This is a genomic window from Phycisphaerae bacterium (assembly GCA_024102815.1).
Classification (GTDB): Bacteria; Planctomycetota; Phycisphaerae; order UBA1845; family UBA1845; genus JAGFJJ01.
Genome location: JAGFJJ010000069.1, coordinates 1 through 16,223 on the forward strand (window position 1 = coordinate 1; position 16,223 = coordinate 16,223).

A 16,223-nucleotide genomic window follows, 5' to 3' on the forward strand; every position below is an offset into this window, starting at 1 on the left:
GTCGAAGAACTCGTCGCAAATGCGCTCGGCCGCCCAGTTCCCCAGGAAATCAACGGCCGCCCCGTCGTGCCCTTCAAGGGAATCGGCAAGCATCGTCCGACAGGGCGCAAGGCCGCGCCCCCCATTCGCTCCGCGAGTGACTATCCCGCCGACGGCAACAAGGTTGTGCCCGACCTCCTCACGGCCTTGAAAAATGCCGGCCTGCGCAACGGCATGACCATTTCCAGCCACCACCATTTCCGCAACGGCGACAAGGTGGCCAACGCCGTGTTCGATGCCGCCGCCAAACTCGGCGTCCGCGATTTGCGCTGGTTTCCCAGTGCCGCGTTCCCCTGCCACGCGCCGATGATCGAGCACCTCGAGAGCGGGGTTATCCATCATATCGAGGGCAGCATGAATGGCCCGCTCGGAGACTATTGTTCCACGGGCAAGATGCGCGGCACGGCCGTGTTGCGCTCCCACGGCGGGCGATGGCAGGCCATTCAGGACGGCGACGTGCACATCGATATTGCGGTCCTCGCGGTGCCGACCGCCGATCCATTCGGCAACGGCAACGGCGTGATGGGGCCCTCCGCTTGCGGTTCCGTCAACTTCGGTCTGGCTGACTCGATCTACGCCGATCACGTGATCGTGGTCACCGACAACCTCATTCCATTTCCATGCATCCCATGGCAGATTCAGGGCAACAACGTGGATCAAGTCGTGGTCCTGGATTCAGTCGGCGACCCGAGCAAAATCGTTTCGGGTACGACGGAGATCACCAAGAGCCCCGATCGTCTTCTCATTGCCGAGTACACCGCGCGATTTATCCGCGAAGCGGGATTGATGCGCGATGGCTTCTCGTTCCAGGCGGGCGCGGGCGGCACCGCATTGGCCTTCATTCCTTACCTCAAGCAATTCATGAAGGACGCGGGCGTCCGGGCGAGGTTCGTTCGCGGCGGCAGCACCAAGTACCTCGTCGAGCTTCTCGAGGAGGGATTGACCGATTACATCCTCGACGGCCAGACCTTCGACCTCGACGGCGTTCGGTCGATGCGCGACAACCCGCGCCATCAACCCACCAGCCCTTTCACCAGCTACAACTACCACGGCAAGGGCTTCTTCAATTCGCTGGTGGATGTGGCGGTACTCGGCGCCACGGAAGTCGACGTGGACTTCAACGCCAACGTCGTGACCCACTCTGACGGACGCCTGTTGCACGGGATCGGCGGCTGGCAGAACTGCCTGTTTGGGCAATGTGTCATTCTGCCCATCCCGTCGGTTCGAGACCGCATCCCTGTCGTCGTGGATCGTGTAACCACGCTCTGCGGACCCGGTGAGTTGGTGGATGTGATCGTTACCGAGCGGGGAATCGCCATCAACCCGCGGCGAACCGACCTGCTCGATGCAACACGCAGCTCTCGCCTCCCGATCCGGTCAATTGAAGAAATTAAATCAGAGGTCTACGATTTGTGTGGTGGAGCCCCCGCTCCGCCACAACTCGGCGATCGCATCGTCGCGGCCATTAACTGGGTTGACGGCACGGTCATCGACGCCGTGCGTCAGGTTCCAGTTTGAGAATTGCGGCAGCGGTTGTTGCGTCAGGCGGCCGGTTTCAATACAAAACCCCTGGACGGCCGGGTCCGGTCCACAATTCCGGGTTCCCTTTGAGAACCTGATCCGGTATAACATAGGCAAGGGGCGTCTAAGCCAATCCCAGACAAGGCGTTAACGGAGTGAGTGATGATGCGCGCAACGGCGAGCATGATGACGGCGGCGATTCTGTTTTCCTCGACCGCGCTTGCGGGTGACCGCGTGATGGAGGCGCGGCAGCGGGCCGAAGCGATGGCCTCGCTTAAGGCAGCCTTTCCCGGCGCGACGGCGTACGAGGTCAAGTCGAACGCCCAGACGGTTTACGGCCGAGCCATGACAACCGGTCAGACCCCCGCCGACTCGGCCGCTGCGTTCATTCGTGATCACGCCGCCGTTTTTGGCGTCCCCGCGGCTGAACTGAAGCCGGGCGGTCCGGTGGCCGGTCGACTCGAGCAACCGCTCATGTATGACCCGGCCACGGGCAAGTACAAGTTCACGCTGGTTTACTATTCGCAGTCTCGTGATGGCTTGCCCGTACACCAGGCCGACTTGCGCCTGCTGGTTCGAAATGAGCCGGGAAGCCCGGTGGTTCTCGCCCGCTCGAGTCTGCGGGACCTGGGCGATTTTCACCCCGACCGCCAGGGTAAGGTATCGATAACCGAGGCGAAGGCCGCCGTCGTGGCGCGCTATCCCGACCTGACCAGTTTCACGGCGGCCGAAGATGTGATCTGGGCGGGTGAGAACGAAGATTACCCAACGCCGGCGCTTGGCCTGCGATTCCAGGCCGACAACGGCATTGACTATGTGACACATCCGAAGAAACGCAGCTTCGTGATCGACGCCGCGACCGGACGAATTCTCTCCGATGAGAACCTCATCCATCACGCGGACATTCTGGGAACCGTCAGCGGCCTGGCTACCCAGGGAACCGGGGCGGACATCTGTGGCCCGGAAGTATCGATGCCTCTGCCGTATCCCAAGATCCGCTCGGCCACCGATTTGGTATTCGGGGAAGCAGACGGGAGTTTCGTGTTTCCGACGCCCGGAACGAGCCCGGTCAAGATCTACTCCGCGGTCCGCGGTCACTGGTTCGTGACCCAGAATTACCAGGGGGCTTCGTCGGAATTCTTCGGAAACGTCACGCCTCCCGGTCCGGCCACCTTCCAGCACAACATGTCGAATCAGGAATTTACACGGGCGGAGGTCAACGGCTATATCAGCGCCAATACTGTCCGGGATTTTATTCTCGGAGTGAACCCGGCCTATCCGTACATCGCCGCGCAGACCGAAATGCCGGTCTGGGTGAACCGGAACGACGGCTATTGTCCCGGAAACGCCTGGTACGACGGTTCATCCATCAATTTCTGCTCTGCGGGCAGCTTCAGCCCCAATACAGCGTTCTCGACCGTCGTTTACCACGAGTACGGTCATCATCTCGTGCAGGTCGGCGGCAGCGGCCAAGGCCAATACGGCGAAGGCATGGGCGACACGGTTGGCATGCTGATTACGGACGAAGCCGGGACGGGTTACGGCTTTTCCGGGAACTGCTCGTCGCCGCTGCGTAGCGCGGACAACTCGATGCAGTATCCCTGTGACGGGGAGATTCACTCCTGCGGCCGACTGATTTCCGGCGCGGTGTGGAGCACCCGCGACGAGCTTGCGGCGCTCTATCCGGATGACTACTTGTCCATGCTGTCGAACCTGGCCGTCAACAGCATCCTGCTGCACCAGGGGAACCTGATCACTCCTCAGATTGCGATCGATTACCTGACGTTGGATGACGACGATGCGGATCTGGAGAACGGCACGCCGCTGTATGAACCGGTTTGCGCCGGCTTTGCGGCCCACAACATGGATTGTCCGCCGCGCGTGCTGATCCGGTTTGACTATCCCCAGGGCGTTCCGCAGTTCGTCCAGCCGCAATCGGGTACGACGTTGCACGTCAATGTCCAGCAGTCGGCATTTGCACCCGTCGCAGCATCCGGTTCGCTTAGCTATCGGGTAAACGGCGGAACCTACAGCGTGATCCCCATGGACGAGATTTCTCCGGGCCAATACGAGGTCAACATCCCCGGAGCCGTATGCGGCGACGTCGTCGAGTTTTTCGTCACGGTGGACACCAACGGAGGTCCGGTTACGGATCCGCCCGGTGGGGCGGCGCTGCCGTACAAGGCCGACATCGCCCAGAGCCTGGAAACCGTCGCCCAGGAGGATTTCGAGGTTGCACCGGAGTGGTCCGTTGGCGGTGCGGCGGCGACCGGCGCTTGGGAGCTGGCGACGCCTCCTGAACTGAGCGGATTCGGGCTGCCGACGTCCGACTTTGACGGTTCCGGCAAGTGCTTTATCACCGGAGGGGGCGATCCGGTCACCCTCGGCTCCACTGAGCTGATTTCTCCGGACTTCGATCTGATCCCGGCGGCATCACCTCGTTTGCGCTATGCCCGCGCGTTCGTGAACAACGGGGGAAGCCCCGGGGGCAGCGACGTTCTTCAGGTCGACGTCTCCGGTGACGGCGGTTCCACGTGGATTCCTTTGGAGACAGTAGGGCCCAGCGGGGAAGACGTACTCGGGGGATGGGTGCAGAAGGAATTCTCGCTGGCCTCCATCCTTCCCGGTAAATCAAAGGTACGGATTCGATTCAGCATCAACCACGGCGGAACCGCACCGACCACGGGCGCAGCCATCGATGCATTTTCAATCCGTGGCGTTGAGTGCGGATTCGGTCGGGCGGTACAGGCCGCCTATCCGCAAAACGGACCCAAGACGCGATACGTGACGTTCGTGCCTGAACCGGGCAGTTTACCGGTGAGTTATCGCGTTGAGCGGCTGGATGGCAGTGGAAACCGGATCTTGGTCGGTTGGGTGGGCGACCCGAACGGATCCGGATTGTCCCTCGTACAGACCACCGCAACTGCACCGCGTGTGTGGACCGAACCGATCGTTGGCGTGACGGGTTGCCCGATCGTGCCCAACCACCAATATGTCATCAGTGCGACCCCTGACTTCGTGGAATACTCGGGCGGACTTGCCGTCACAACGGTGCCCCAGCCTTCCGACGGTCGGCTCTGGGGTGATACCGTGGGCGTCTTTGACAGCGAAACCGGGCAGTGGCTTTGGCCGGATGGGGCGGTCACCGGACTGGATATCGTTGCGACCTTGCGGGCGTCGGTCGGCGACCCGGCCGCACCGCCCATTTCCTGGGTCGACGTCCACCCGCAAGTGCCCGACCGAGTGGTCAACGGGACGGACATTCTTCAGGTTGTGAACGCGTTTCGCGGGGTCCCGTACCCGTTTGCTCAACCCGAGGATTGTCCGTAACAGACGGGCTGAAGCGGGCCCCCAAGGGACACCTTCGTCCAAGGCACGCGCCGGAAAGACCGATATACCTGCGACGCGACGGGATGCTCCCGCGCCTCGGGATCGGTCGTTTTGGACGCTCATGCACCAACATTAGAGCTTCTCCCATCGGGGGATCTGCATGACGGCGCGTATCGCGGCGGCGCAGATGGCGCCTGCGGAACACACGCGGTACGTGAGGGATCTGGCGTCTACGATGCCCCCGAGGAGTGGCTCCGTGCAGTGTCCTCGTTCTACGACGCCCGGGAGCAGCGTCCTGCGCGGTCGGCGCAAATTCCCTATTATCACGCTCGGATTCGGGACCGGCTGGCGAGATTGGTCGAACCCGGATCACGTGTGCTCGAGATCGGTTGCGGACATGGAGATTTGCTCGCGTGCCTCCGCCCCGCGGTGGGGGTGGGGGTGGACGTCAGCGGCCGCATGATCGCCGGAGCCCGGGCGCGGCATCCGCAGCTGCGCTTCCTGCGCCTTCCTGGCGAGCGCGTCGATTCGCTCGGCGATTGTTTCGACTACGTGATCCTGTCCCAAGTCCTCGGCGAAGCCTACGACGTGTCGTGCCTGCTCCGATCCGTCCAGCGTGTATGCCACGCCCGCACGCGGCTCGTCATCGTTCACTACAATCGTACCTGGCAGCCGATTCTCCGTCTTGCGGAACGGCTCAAGATCAAATCGGCCTCACCGGAGCAGAACTGGTTGCCGGCGGACGAGGTGCGCCACCTTTTGCGATTGGGTGGATTCGAGACGATTTCCTGTACCGGCATGACGCCAGTTCCCGTCAGGGTTCCACCGCTTTCCGGCATCATCAATCGCCTGGTCGGGAATCTCCCCATTCTGGAGCACCTCGGGCTAAACTACGTCATCGTGGCGCGGTCGCTGGAGGCGGCGCCGGTGCGTGATGACGAGCCCAAGCCGTCCGTTTCCATCGTCGTTCCAGCGCGCAACGAAGCGGGCAATATCCAGCGGATTATCCAGCGCATTCCCCAGTTGTGCGATCGCCAGGAACTCATCTTCGTCGAAGGCGGCAGCCGGGATGACACATGGGCGGCCATTTGCCGTGCCGTCGAAGCGTATGAAGGACCCATGACGGTTCGCGCCATGCAACAACCGGGTCGGGGAAAAGGGGACGCTGTTCGATCCGGCTTCGCGTCGGCGCGCGGCGACGTTCTGATGATCCTCGACGCGGACCTGAGCGTCCCGCCGGAAGAACTCCCTTCGTTTTACGAAGCGTTGTGTCGAGGCCAGGGTGAGCTGATGAACGGCTCGCGGATGGTCTACTTGATGGATCGACGGGCCATGCGCTTCCTGAACCTGCTCGGCAACAAGCTCTTCGGGCTGGTGTTTACGTACCTCCTCGGGCAACGCTTCCGCGACACGCTTTGCGGAACGAAAGTATTACTCCGGCGAGATTACGAGCGGATCGCGGCCCGGCGGGGCTTTCTGGGTTCGCTCGATCCTTTCGGCGACTTCGATCTGCTCTTCGGCGCCGCCCGGCTGGGGCTGAAAATCACCGACCTGCCGGTTCACTACAAGGCGCGAACGTACGGCGAGACGAACATTTCCCGATTCCGCCACGGTTGGATGCTTCTCCAGATGTGCGGGGTCGCCGCTCGAAAGCTCCGTTTCGTCTGAGGATCAAGATGGGCGATTCGTTTTCCGCCAACGATGCATTCCGTGTTACCGAGAGCCCCTGGGACCGGGCCCTTTCGAGAATCGGGCTGCGCCGTCCGCAGTTGCCGGATGACCTCGATGCGCCGGAACGGATTGAGCACCATCGGCGGATCATCGCTCAGCGCCCTTTGCTCCGAGCGGTATACGAAGACTTCTACGGACGTCTGCTTGCCGCGGCCGGGCCGGTTCAATCTGGATCGCTCCGCGTTGAGTTGGGCAGTGGCGGCGGGTTCATCAAGGAGTTCGCAGACGATATCGTCACGTCCGATGTCTTTCCCGACGTCGGCGTGGATCGCGTTTGCTCTGCGCAAGACATGCCGTTTTCTGACGGTACGGTTTCCGTCTTCTTCATGCTGGCCGTGTTTCATCACCTGCCCGATGTTCGTAGGTTCCTTTCCGAGGCAAGCCGCTGTCTTTGTGACGGCGGACGGTTGGTCATGATCGAGCCGGCGCGCACGCCGCTGGCGCGGTTCGTCTACCGTTTCCTTCATCACGAGCCGTATCGGCCCAAAGCGGGCTGGTCGCTCGGCGGAAACGGGCGACCGATGTCCGTCGCCAATACGGCACTGCCCTGGATCGTGTTCTCGCGCGACCGCGAGGTTCTTGGTGCTGAATTCCCCGAACTCTGCCTTGTGAGAGTGGAGCCGCATTCCCCGTTTCGCTATCTTCTCAGCGGTGGGCTCAGCGGCCGGCCCATGATCCCCGAGCGATGGAATGGTTCCGTCGGCAGGCTTGAGCGGTTCCTCGCCCCTTGGAACAATCACCTCGGGATGTTTCAGACGATTGTAGTTGAGAAGCAGAGCCGGTTCAGGCCGGCAGGGGAGCATCCTGCGGAGCAAGAGCGTTGCGAGCACGTTCTTGCCACTCCATGAGCAGGCCTTCCTTGCGACGACTGCGGACGCTCACGACAGCGCTCTTTCGACCCTGAATAATCAGCGAGCCCGCGACTTCGCGAAGTACTGGCAACGCCTCCACGATTCGCCCGATGCGCTGCACCAGGGGAATCATAACGCGCGGGGTGGCGGGGTGCAGGAAGTCGTAGGGTTTGATCTGCACTTCCGCGAATCCTTGCTCGCGAAGCAGTCGAGCCAGCGACCACCGGACGAAGGCCGTCTCTTCCGGGCTTTCGCCGGCGAGGCGCCGCAACATGGGCACGTTGCGCTGCAAGGCGATCTGCGGATTGAGCATGTTGGGTTCGGCGAAAGCGATGCGTCCATGAGGCTTGAGAACGCGAAAAACCTCGGCAGCCGCTCGCTCGATGCGCAGATGATGCAGAACGCTTGATCCGACCACTGCATCAAAAGTCTCGGCCTCAAACGGCAGGTTTTCGGCATCGGCCAGCCGAAAGATGACACCCATGGGCCAGGCCGTGCGCTGGCGGGCAAGATCGAGCAGATCCGGCGAAACATCGATTGCGGTTACGGCCGCGCCGCTGCGGACGAACTTCTCCGTGAACAAGCCCGTGCCGCAGCCCAGTTCCAGCACGCGCATGCCGGGCGTTAGCTCTGCACCGGAAATGATCAGCTCCGCGCGGCGCTCCGCGCGGCGGCGGCCAGCCGGGCTCGACCAGTTCCAGATCGACTCCGCCGTGCCCGCGATCATTCGTCCGTGTTCGATCTCGCCTTCTCGGACCATCCTTGCACTCGTGCTTCATCCCCCGTGATTGGACGGAAGCTTACCGGACCTCTTTCGGTTCTATCGGCCGGATTGTGAGCACGTTTGAGAAAGTACTCCTTCAAGAGACGGGTAATCTGCGGCGGTCAGTGCGAACGTCCGATAGTTCAATCAGATCCTCAAGGACGAGCCCATTCGGAGGACCCGCTTGAACGACACCGCACACCTCGCGGGGACAAGGCCCACGCGCGTCTCGATTCGCACCCGGTTGCTATTCGTCCTATTGCTCTGGACCGGCATGGCGGCCACGGCCGAGCTCGCCGCACGGCTCTACATCCGTATGCGGGGCTATTCCATCCAGGAGGTGCGCCGCCACTTCGACTCGGGGAGGACTCAGCGCAGCGAGGGTTTGTACACCAAGTATGATCGCGAGTATCCCTACTTGCCTTTCGTTCCGCGCGTGTCATCACCGGATATCGAGATGAAGGGCCTTCGACTTTCCGCGCCGGGCGAGAAGAAGCCGGACGATGTATTTCGTGTCGTGTGCCTAGGGGGTTCGACGACTTTCCTGGGCTACCCGGCGAAGCTGGAAGACGCGCTTCGGGCGCTCTTTGAGGAGCGGGGGTTGCGTCTCGAAGTCGTGAACGCGGCCTGCATCAGTTGGACGAGCGCGGAATCGCTTATCAACCTGACCATGCGTTGCCTCCCACTCGATCCCGATCTGGTCATCGTGCTGCATGCCACGAACGACGGCTGGCCCGCATTTGGCCGGGATTACAGGCAGGATTATGCCCATTGGCGCGCGCGGCTGGCGCGCCCCGAGCCTGTCTTCTGGGATTCCATGCCCCGCTTGCTGGACCACGTTGCCGTGTATGTGCAAATTCGAGCGTGGTTCTACCAGCCGCACCAGGAATGGACGTGGGTCAATGCCATCATGCGCTACGTCCCCGACTTCGAGCAGGATCCGTACCATGGCATGGACGCTTTCCGCCGGCACATGACCAACATCCTCGCCATCACGCGGCAGTGGCAGATTCCCACGATCCTCGTTACGCAGACCGGAAATCGAGAGACGGAAATCAAGGGGTTGCTGGCCGCCATGGATGACGCCAACGAGATTACCCGCTCACTCGCAGCCGAGTCTGACCAGGTTGACCTGGTCGATGCGGCCGCGGTGATACGAGGCGACAATCAGACCATGTATGACATCTGTCATCTCAAGCCCGAAGCCGAAGCCATTCTGGTCGACCAGATCGGCGCGGGAATACGCCGTAACTTGCCCGATTACCTTCGCACTCGTAGCGAGCGCGAAGCCGATCGTGCAGCAGCACTTGCACGTCACTTCACGGCCGGATCACGTCGGGAGACCGTTGCGACGGCGGATTCGATGCCTTGAATGTCGTAGATTTTCAGCCCGCCGCCGTCGACTGCGGCCATTTCGTCGAGAGCAGCGAGACCCGGTCCTTCGGCGAGAAACTCCCAGCGAAAATCGCGGCAGTGGGGCAGCTCCAGGGCCAGATGGGCTTTCCGGTTCAAAAGGGTGTTGAGTTCCGACCACCAGTCGAAGACATGTGGAAACGTCCGATAGTGCCAGTACTGCGGATCGGCGATGACCCAGCGAACGCCATCGGCACGCAATCGGCCGAGTACTTCTTCCGGTGAGCCCATGCGGTGGAAGCGGGCACCGTCGACGATCCGGTCAGTGTCGTCCAGGTAGAGCTTGAACTTGCCCGCCTGATGTGTGGCGACTTCGCCGCTGTGGTTGCGCAGAAATGACGCTGCGTCCTCAAACATGCTTCGCTTGGGTATCAGTGCGGCAATCTGCAGCAGGGACGGCAGCGCCAGGGCGGCAACCATGGTCGTAGCGATGATTCCGGCGAGTCGGCGATGGACGAGTCCCACCTTTCCAACAACGAAAACGACCGCGACGGACGAGCTCAAACAGAGGAAGGGCAACACGCTCGAAAGCGTCCGGGCCACGACGAGGCCTTGCAGCAGCAGCACAAACAGGAATGCGATGCAGACCACTGCCAGCGCCCGGGAAAGCGACCGATATCGGAACATCGCAATCAGCCCCAAGCTTGCCATGACCGTTGCGAAAACGCCGTGCCAGTGCGTGTAGTACGCACCGTACGCCGCCAGGACGCCGGGGTGAAACAGACCGGGTTCGTTCAGGCCAGGATCTACCGCCACCACTTTCCCCCAGCGCCAGCACGCTTCCGTCAGCGACAGGAGCGGCAGATAACTGTCTGTCAGTCGGGCGATCAGGATTCCTCCGCGGAAAAAAAGGTCAAGTGCCAATATGGGGCAGATCGCTCCCGCCAGGGCGATCAGCCACTCGCGAATCAGTTTGCCACGGTTCGCTGCTGCTTCGTCGCGAGCCGCTGCGACGGCGCCAATCCCTTCGTAAGCTGCGAGAACGGGCAAGAAGAAAGCCGCCCGATAATGGCAGATCGCTGCGTAGCCCATGGACAGCCCGGCCAGGAACATCCACCGCCGTGAAGCTGATGAGCACTTCAATCGAGCCTGCGACCAGAAGAGAAACCCCATCAGCACGAACAGGCCCGATGTCGCCTCCGTGAAGGCTGACCGGCTGTAGAAAACGTGGTACGGGGACACCGCCAGGAGCCCGGCGGCGAGCATCCCCGTCGGGAAACCGAAAATGGGAGCGACGAGCAGGTAGAGCACCACCACCGAGGCAATTCCGGCGAGGGCATTGAGAAGAAGCAACGCTCCGGGTCCGTCGCCGGTAAAGAACATCAGGCCGGCCGCCAGGAAGGTGAAGCCTTGCGACGGCTTCATGTACCGATCCCTGAAGTCGATTCCCAGTTCGGCGAGCCTCCCCTGGGCGGCGGCTTTGTCTCCCTGTGCTAAGGCCGCAAGAAACGGACGGTCGATGACCGCCTTGGCACAGCGATGCCAGAGGCGGGCATCAAGGGCATAGGCGCTTTCGTCGTCGAAGCGAATACCAACGCTGGTAATGCCGGGCAACCTCGGCACCGCAGCCAGGATGATCAGGAAGACGATGGCCCACCCCCGTACGGCCGACCGTCCCTTGTGCCCGGCGAGTTCTCCGCAGGGTCCCGCCGACGAACGAAACCCAGCCTCCTTCGGACATGCTCGGGTAGTCGGGCCCATTCGCCCCGGTCGCGGCATAATCTCCGGCTGCGGGGGCACTTCGGTGAGGATGCCATTTCCCGAAGGTCCGTTTCGCATAGAGTGGTTATCGGAATCACAAGGAGGTGGATCGAGCCGGACAGGCTCCCGGAGGCCGGGAAACCGTATTCCAATAAGAAAGGGGCTTTTCAATCTCTAAGCGCGATTCTAATCTGGTCCCCGAGGATTCTTAACATTCATGGGCTAGGCTTGGTTCGATCGGTGAGCCTTGCTTCGCGTTCGAGCGACGTAGCGGTCGCGTCCCGACACTGAAGAGGTAGTGCGTGGGCTCCACCAGCCAGCAGTGGGAGCAGCCTGAGCGGGTCGTCCTGCTGGTCGAAGCGGGAAGTACCCTGCATTCGACCCTCAGCAGCGCTCCGCGCCCGCGGAATCTCGATCTTCACCGTGCGTCGGACGTGGAGGGTGCCGTTCGCTTCTGTCGCGAGCGCCGTCCCGACATAATCCTTCTGGACCGCTCCGCCGGCGGCTCCTCGGTCGATCCGGCACTGACTCGGCTCAAGTCAGACTCTGCTACGTCCAGCATCCCGATCATGGTTGTGGCCGAGGGTCAGGACGAAGCCGATGCCTTGGTGGCCTTCGCCCTGGGGGCCGACGATTACATCACCTGGCCCTTCTCCATTCGTGTCATGCTTGCCCGAATTCGAGCACTTTCCGCTCGAAAAGACTCGCAGGGCGCGAGAGGGGGGCGAATCGAATACGGGCCATTCACCCTTATCCAGTCGCTGCACGAACTCCGCGGCGAGGGGCGGGAGATCCAGCTTACGCCCACCGAATTTGAACTTGCCCGTTTGATCATTTCAGCCCAGGGACGGGTCGTCCGGCGGTCGCAATTGATCAAGTCCGTTTTTGGTGGTGGAAATGACGATCGCCGCATCGACGTGCACATGACGGCACTGCGCAAGAAGCTGGCGAATCTGGCGCCGTGGATTCAGACGGTTCGCGGAGTCGGGTACGTTTGCGTGCATCCGCCGCGCCGCTCATCCCCGGAAGGGGTGCGAAACCGGGCACAGCCGGTCATCTGAGTGGTCTGCCGGCATGCCGTAAAGCCACAATGCCCTTTTGGAATCTTCCCGCGAATTCTGCCGCTCTTGCGCCATTGGGCGCAAGTCGAATCCTGATATAATCCGCCGACCGGCCAACCAGGTATTGACGACAAATTGAAGGACGGCCACCAGTGGGCGCGAGCTCGAGCGGTTCCGGCGTCCGTGGCAATTCCTGCAGGGAGCACGTCATGAAATCCGAAGCGAAGATGAAGGCGAATCTCGATCTCCCCAAGGCGATCGGCTACCTCGAGGATGTGGTGAAGTCGCTCAAGGCCGGTCGGGTTTGCATTACGAATTGTGAGAAGTCGCTCACGTTGACGCCCGAGGCAATGGTCAGGCTTGAACTCGAGGCCAGCCAGAAGGACGATCGGGAGTCAATCTCCCTGCGCATTGCCTGGCGGAAGCAGGAGGAGGAGGAAACGACCCAGGGGGATCTTCACATCAGCCCGGACGATACACCCACAAATACGAGCCTGGAAGAAGTGCGGAGCAAGTCCGCCTGAGAAGCCCGCGCTTTCTCTTCCGAGAAGGGGATCGACACCGAGGTGCTTCCGCGGTCGAGCGTGCATGCGCCCGGTCGGCACGTTCCGTTGCCGTTGCCCCAAGATCCCGATACCATATTGATGTTGGGTCAGCCGCCGTGTTTGCCCCGCCCTCATGCAAGGAATACAGGACTTATGGCCGTTCGCGCCACCCACGACGAGACCCTTCCGTCTCCATCCCGATCCGCACCCGGCGGGCCCTGCGAAGCCGACGAGCAGGTGTTTCTGCGGCTGACATCCAACGAGCTTACCAACGAACAGCGTGACCGCATCAGGGAGCCCGGAGTGGTCTTCCCCCGGCAGGCGGACGTCATCGCCGTCCACTGGCATCCGGAGTTCGTTCCATTGGAGATCGTCCAGGCGCGGATCGATGCCATGTTCCCGGCGCGGGAGCATGCCCTGATCATCCCCACGCAGCACAACGTCCTGATGGAATTCGGGGAGCATGCCGGTGTCGAGGTGGACTGCTTTTCGCGGGGATTCAATCGAAAAGTCCAACTGCTGGTGCACTTCGAGCGATCGCGGATCGGGCGGGCGGACGTGTTCAAGGCTATGCTGGCGCACACGTTTCGATACCGGTCGCAGCAGTTGCTGGAGTTCATAGACACGATTCTCAACCCGACCCTCGAGGGGCGGTTTGCCCGGGCAGCAGACAATGCGGGTGCCGATGAGGACGTCATCGCCTTCGTGCGCGACCATACGCGGAACCTGAAGACCCTCTACGACCAATACGAGGATCGCATACCGGCCGAGATGGTCCGCAACAAGCTCCTGATGAACTACTTCGAAACGCTGCGGGACCGATTCGACGCGCATCTGGTTCACGATGCGGAGCGCCTGCTACGCTCGGTCAAGCAGGTGGTGAAGGAGTACTTCAGCCCGGAGTACTTCTATCGAACGGAGGAGATCATCGAGGAGGTCCGGTCGATCGGCGGAGGAATCGTCATTCCCCACCCCGAGCAGTTCTGGCCCATCCTTCTTGCCGAATACGACGTGGACGGGTACGAAGTGTGGAATCCCCAGTCGCAGCAATATACCGACTTCCTGGTCCACGTGGTCGCGCGGATGAACCGAAGCCGCAAGCACGGCGACCGACGGCTGCTCATCTTCATGGGAGACGATTGTCATCTGGGGGAGAAGGCGAAGGATCCGCGATTCCAGGATCCGGAGAAGGCAGGGCGCGAGATCGGGGTTCAGCCCGCATGGGATGATCTCTTCATCCGCAAGAGCCTGATCGCGACCAACACCGACCGGCGGCGGGTCATCGAAGAGTACCGGGCGAGGCTGCGCGAGTAACAACGGGGGAACAGCATGGCTGACGACGGAAAGGAATTCGCACACGAGTCGTTGCAGGATCGGGCATCCATCGTGCGCTACCTGACTGCGCTGGGGGAGGGCATCCAGCAGGGAAAACTACTGCTCGCCAGCGACGGCGACCAGTTCGTCCTTCAGCCGCCGGCGCTGGTCAAGTTCGATGTCCGCGCCAAGCAGAAACGCACGCGCGCGGAAATCGTGCTCAAGCTCAGCTGGAAGGATCATCCGCGCAAGGGCCGGCCCCTGCGCGTGGAATCTCTCGACGCTGACGCGGACACCGAGACCTGATCTTCCATGATTACCTATGAAGGGATTGATCGCAATTTCGGCTTCATGGTGCTCGAGGTGCGGAAGCAGCTCGAAACCGTGTACCGTTTCGTTCAGCAACCCAATAACGATCTGATCCGCACCGTCCTCTCCCGGGACAACTACATCGACACGCTCAAGAGCCTGATCGAGCGCAAGTGCATTTCGTACTTCCGAAACAACCCGACGATCGACAAGTTCTCCGCGAACCTGGTGACGGCCATCAATGTCGCGGCCTCCAACCTGGAGCGCATCGCCGACTTCTGCGTCAACGTGGGTCTGCACGTACAACGGTTGACCGACCCGGAGTTCCTGGTGCGCTTCGCCTACCAAACCTATTTCACGGAGTTGCTTGAAGCGGTAGCGCTGGTCAACGATTCCCTTTCCTCGCGCGATACCGCCCTGGCGCTACGGCTCTGCCGGGCCGAATCCACGCTCAACCAGCTTTACGAGCGCGATTTCGAGCAGATTCGCAGCGCGCTGCGCGGCGGAGGCGATACCGACAATCTGCTCACCGCGCTCTACATCTTCCACTACCTGGAGCGCATGGGAGATTCCCTGCTGAATATCGGCGAGGCGGTCCTTTTCGCGGCCACCGGTGAAAAGCTGAAGCTGCACGATTACGTCCGCCTGCGCGAGGCCCTTCAGTCATTCCAGCCGGATACGTCGATGGGCAACTACTCCATCGAATTCAGTTGGGAAACGCGCTCCGGCTGTCGGATCGCGAAAGTCGAAGAGAAGGGCGAGGACGGAAACGATCTGGAGGCGATCTTCAAGAAAGGGCACCTGGACAAGCTCAAGAAGGAAGAGGGCAATATCCGTCGATGGGAGAAGATCCTGCCAGGCGTCCCACCGCAGATCCTCCAGTTTCGTGAGGGCGAAGAGGACGCCGCGCTTCTCCTGGAGTTTCTGGACGGGTTCACGTTCCGTGATCTTGTTCTCAATGCCGAAAAGCGGATGGTCCGGCAGGCCCAGTCGGAGCTGGAGCGGGTCCTCGATCTTGCCTGGGAGCGGACGCGCCGGAATGAGGCCTGCAACGCGGAGTTCGTCAAGCAGGCAACTACAAGGCTGGACGACGTCTACCGTCTGCATCCCGAGTTTGCCGCCGGCGGGTACCGCGTCGGGACGTTGGCGGTGTCGTCTCTGGAGGATCTCCTGAAGCGGAGTACGGAGGTCGAGCGCACGCTGGGCGCCCCATTCAGTGTTCTGATCCATGGCGACTTGAATACGGACAATATCATTTTCAACCACCGCGAGGGGACCATTCACTTCATCGACCTGCACCGCTCGCGGGAATCGGACTACGTACAGGATGTCTCCGTGTTCCTGGTCTCCAATTTCCGCATGCCGGTTTTTCATGGCGGTGTGCGCGACACACTCAACGGTGTGGCGTCGTCCTTCTTTGAATTTGCTCGAGGCTTCGCCGAACGCCAAAAGGACGGCACGTTTCCCGCACGACTGGCTTTGGGGCTGGCGCGATCCTTCCTGACATCCACGCGATTCGAAGTGGATGGCGACTTTGCGAAGATGATGTACCTCAGGGCGGTCTATCTGCTGGAACGCGTGGTGGATCACGCCCCGCGCTCCTGGGAAGAGTTCGAATTGAGCACGGACGTGCTGCTTTATTGAG

The 16,223-nt window shown here is 61.5% G+C and carries 12 protein-coding genes; 10 read left to right on the forward strand and 2 right to left on the reverse strand.

The window, feature by feature from the left end:
• Positions 1–48 precede the first annotated feature (48 nt).
• The 4 genes from J5J06_16250 to J5J06_16265 all read left to right on the forward strand — a co-directional run bounded on the left by J5J06_16250 (position 49) and on the right by J5J06_16265 (position 7,469).
• Complete coding sequence (locus tag J5J06_16250; GenBank protein ID MCO6438645.1) at positions 49–1,557, forward strand: citrate lyase subunit alpha; 1,509 nt, start codon at positions 49–51, stop codon at positions 1,555–1,557.
• 165 nt (positions 1,558–1,722) lie between these two features.
• A complete protein-coding gene (locus J5J06_16255; GenBank protein ID MCO6438646.1) occupies positions 1,723–4,890 on the forward strand; it encodes a hypothetical protein in 3,168 nt (1,055 codons plus the stop codon).
• A 261-nt stretch (positions 4,891–5,151) separates the two neighbouring features.
• A complete protein-coding gene (locus J5J06_16260; GenBank protein ID MCO6438647.1) occupies positions 5,152–6,558 on the forward strand; it encodes a glycosyltransferase in 1,407 nt (468 codons plus the stop codon).
• A gap of 8 nt (positions 6,559–6,566) precedes the next feature.
• Positions 6,567–7,469 (forward strand): class I SAM-dependent methyltransferase, encoded by a 903-nt coding sequence (locus tag J5J06_16265; protein MCO6438648.1) that lies wholly within the window; start codon positions 6,567–6,569, stop codon positions 7,467–7,469.
• Here the strand turns inward: J5J06_16265 and J5J06_16270 are convergent.
• Positions 7,405–8,232 carry a class I SAM-dependent methyltransferase gene (locus tag J5J06_16270; protein MCO6438649.1) on the reverse strand — a complete coding sequence of 276 codons (828 nt, stop codon included), beginning with the start codon at positions 8,230–8,232 and terminating at the stop codon, positions 7,405–7,407. The two genes, J5J06_16265 and J5J06_16270, sit on opposite strands and share 65 nt — an antisense overlap.
• A gap of 187 nt (positions 8,233–8,419) precedes the next feature.
• On the opposite strand from J5J06_16270, the gene J5J06_16275 reads away from it, so the two are divergent.
• Positions 8,420–9,607 carry a hypothetical protein gene (locus tag J5J06_16275; protein MCO6438650.1) on the forward strand — a complete coding sequence of 396 codons (1,188 nt, stop codon included), beginning with the start codon at positions 8,420–8,422 and terminating at the stop codon, positions 9,605–9,607.
• Here the strand turns inward: J5J06_16275 and J5J06_16280 are convergent.
• Complete coding sequence (locus tag J5J06_16280; GenBank protein ID MCO6438651.1) at positions 9,550–11,349, reverse strand: glycosyltransferase family 39 protein; 1,800 nt, start codon at positions 11,347–11,349, stop codon at positions 9,550–9,552. The genes J5J06_16275 and J5J06_16280 overlap by 58 nt on opposite strands.
• Before the next feature lie 302 nt (positions 11,350–11,651).
• Here J5J06_16280 and J5J06_16285 point away from each other — a divergent pair, with 302 nt between their 5' ends.
• The 5 genes from J5J06_16285 to J5J06_16305 all read left to right on the forward strand — a co-directional run bounded on the left by J5J06_16285 (position 11,652) and on the right by J5J06_16305 (position 16,222).
• Positions 11,652–12,410, forward strand: a complete 759-nt coding sequence (locus J5J06_16285; protein ID MCO6438652.1) for a response regulator transcription factor — start codon at positions 11,652–11,654, stop codon at positions 12,408–12,410.
• A 209-nt stretch (positions 12,411–12,619) separates the two neighbouring features.
• Positions 12,620–12,934: an amphi-Trp domain-containing protein gene (locus J5J06_16290; GenBank protein MCO6438653.1), complete on the forward strand. Its 315-nt coding sequence runs from the start codon at positions 12,620–12,622 to the stop codon at positions 12,932–12,934.
• A 174-nt stretch (positions 12,935–13,108) separates the two neighbouring features.
• The gene (locus J5J06_16295) at positions 13,109–14,269 is read left to right on the forward strand and encodes a hypothetical protein (protein ID MCO6438654.1); all 1,161 of its coding nucleotides are present in this window, start codon (positions 13,109–13,111) and stop codon (positions 14,267–14,269) included.
• 15 nt (positions 14,270–14,284) lie between these two features.
• A complete protein-coding gene (locus tag J5J06_16300; GenBank protein ID MCO6438655.1) occupies positions 14,285–14,575 on the forward strand; it encodes an amphi-Trp domain-containing protein in 291 nt (96 codons plus the stop codon).
• Between the two features lie 6 nt (positions 14,576–14,581).
• The gene (locus J5J06_16305) at positions 14,582–16,222 is read left to right on the forward strand and encodes a phosphotransferase (GenBank protein ID MCO6438656.1); all 1,641 of its coding nucleotides are present in this window, start codon (positions 14,582–14,584) and stop codon (positions 16,220–16,222) included.
• The last annotated feature ends 1 nt before the right edge of the window (position 16,223 follow it).

What these genes read in the sequence shown, in the direction of transcription:
- J5J06_16255 (MCO6438646.1), top strand. Translation starts at nt 1,723, where the DNA reads ATGATGCGCGCAACGGCGAGCATGATGACGGCGGCGATTCTGTTTTCC.
- J5J06_16290 (MCO6438653.1), top strand. Translation starts at nt 12,620, where the DNA reads ATGAAATCCGAAGCGAAGATGAAGGCGAATCTCGATCTCCCCAAGGCG.
- J5J06_16305 (MCO6438656.1), top strand. Translation starts at nt 14,582, where the DNA reads ATGATTACCTATGAAGGGATTGATCGCAATTTCGGCTTCATGGTGCTC.
- J5J06_16265 (MCO6438648.1), top strand. Translation starts at nt 6,567, where the DNA reads ATGGGCGATTCGTTTTCCGCCAACGATGCATTCCGTGTTACCGAGAGC.
- J5J06_16295 (MCO6438654.1), top strand. Translation starts at nt 13,109, where the DNA reads ATGGCCGTTCGCGCCACCCACGACGAGACCCTTCCGTCTCCATCCCGA.
- J5J06_16270 (MCO6438649.1), bottom strand. Translation starts at nt 8,232, where the DNA reads ATGGTCCGAGAAGGCGAGATCGAACACGGACGAATGATCGCGGGCACG.
- J5J06_16280 (MCO6438651.1), bottom strand. Translation starts at nt 11,349, where the DNA reads ATGGGCCCGACTACCCGAGCATGTCCGAAGGAGGCTGGGTTTCGTTCG.
- J5J06_16300 (MCO6438655.1), top strand. Translation starts at nt 14,285, where the DNA reads ATGGCTGACGACGGAAAGGAATTCGCACACGAGTCGTTGCAGGATCGG.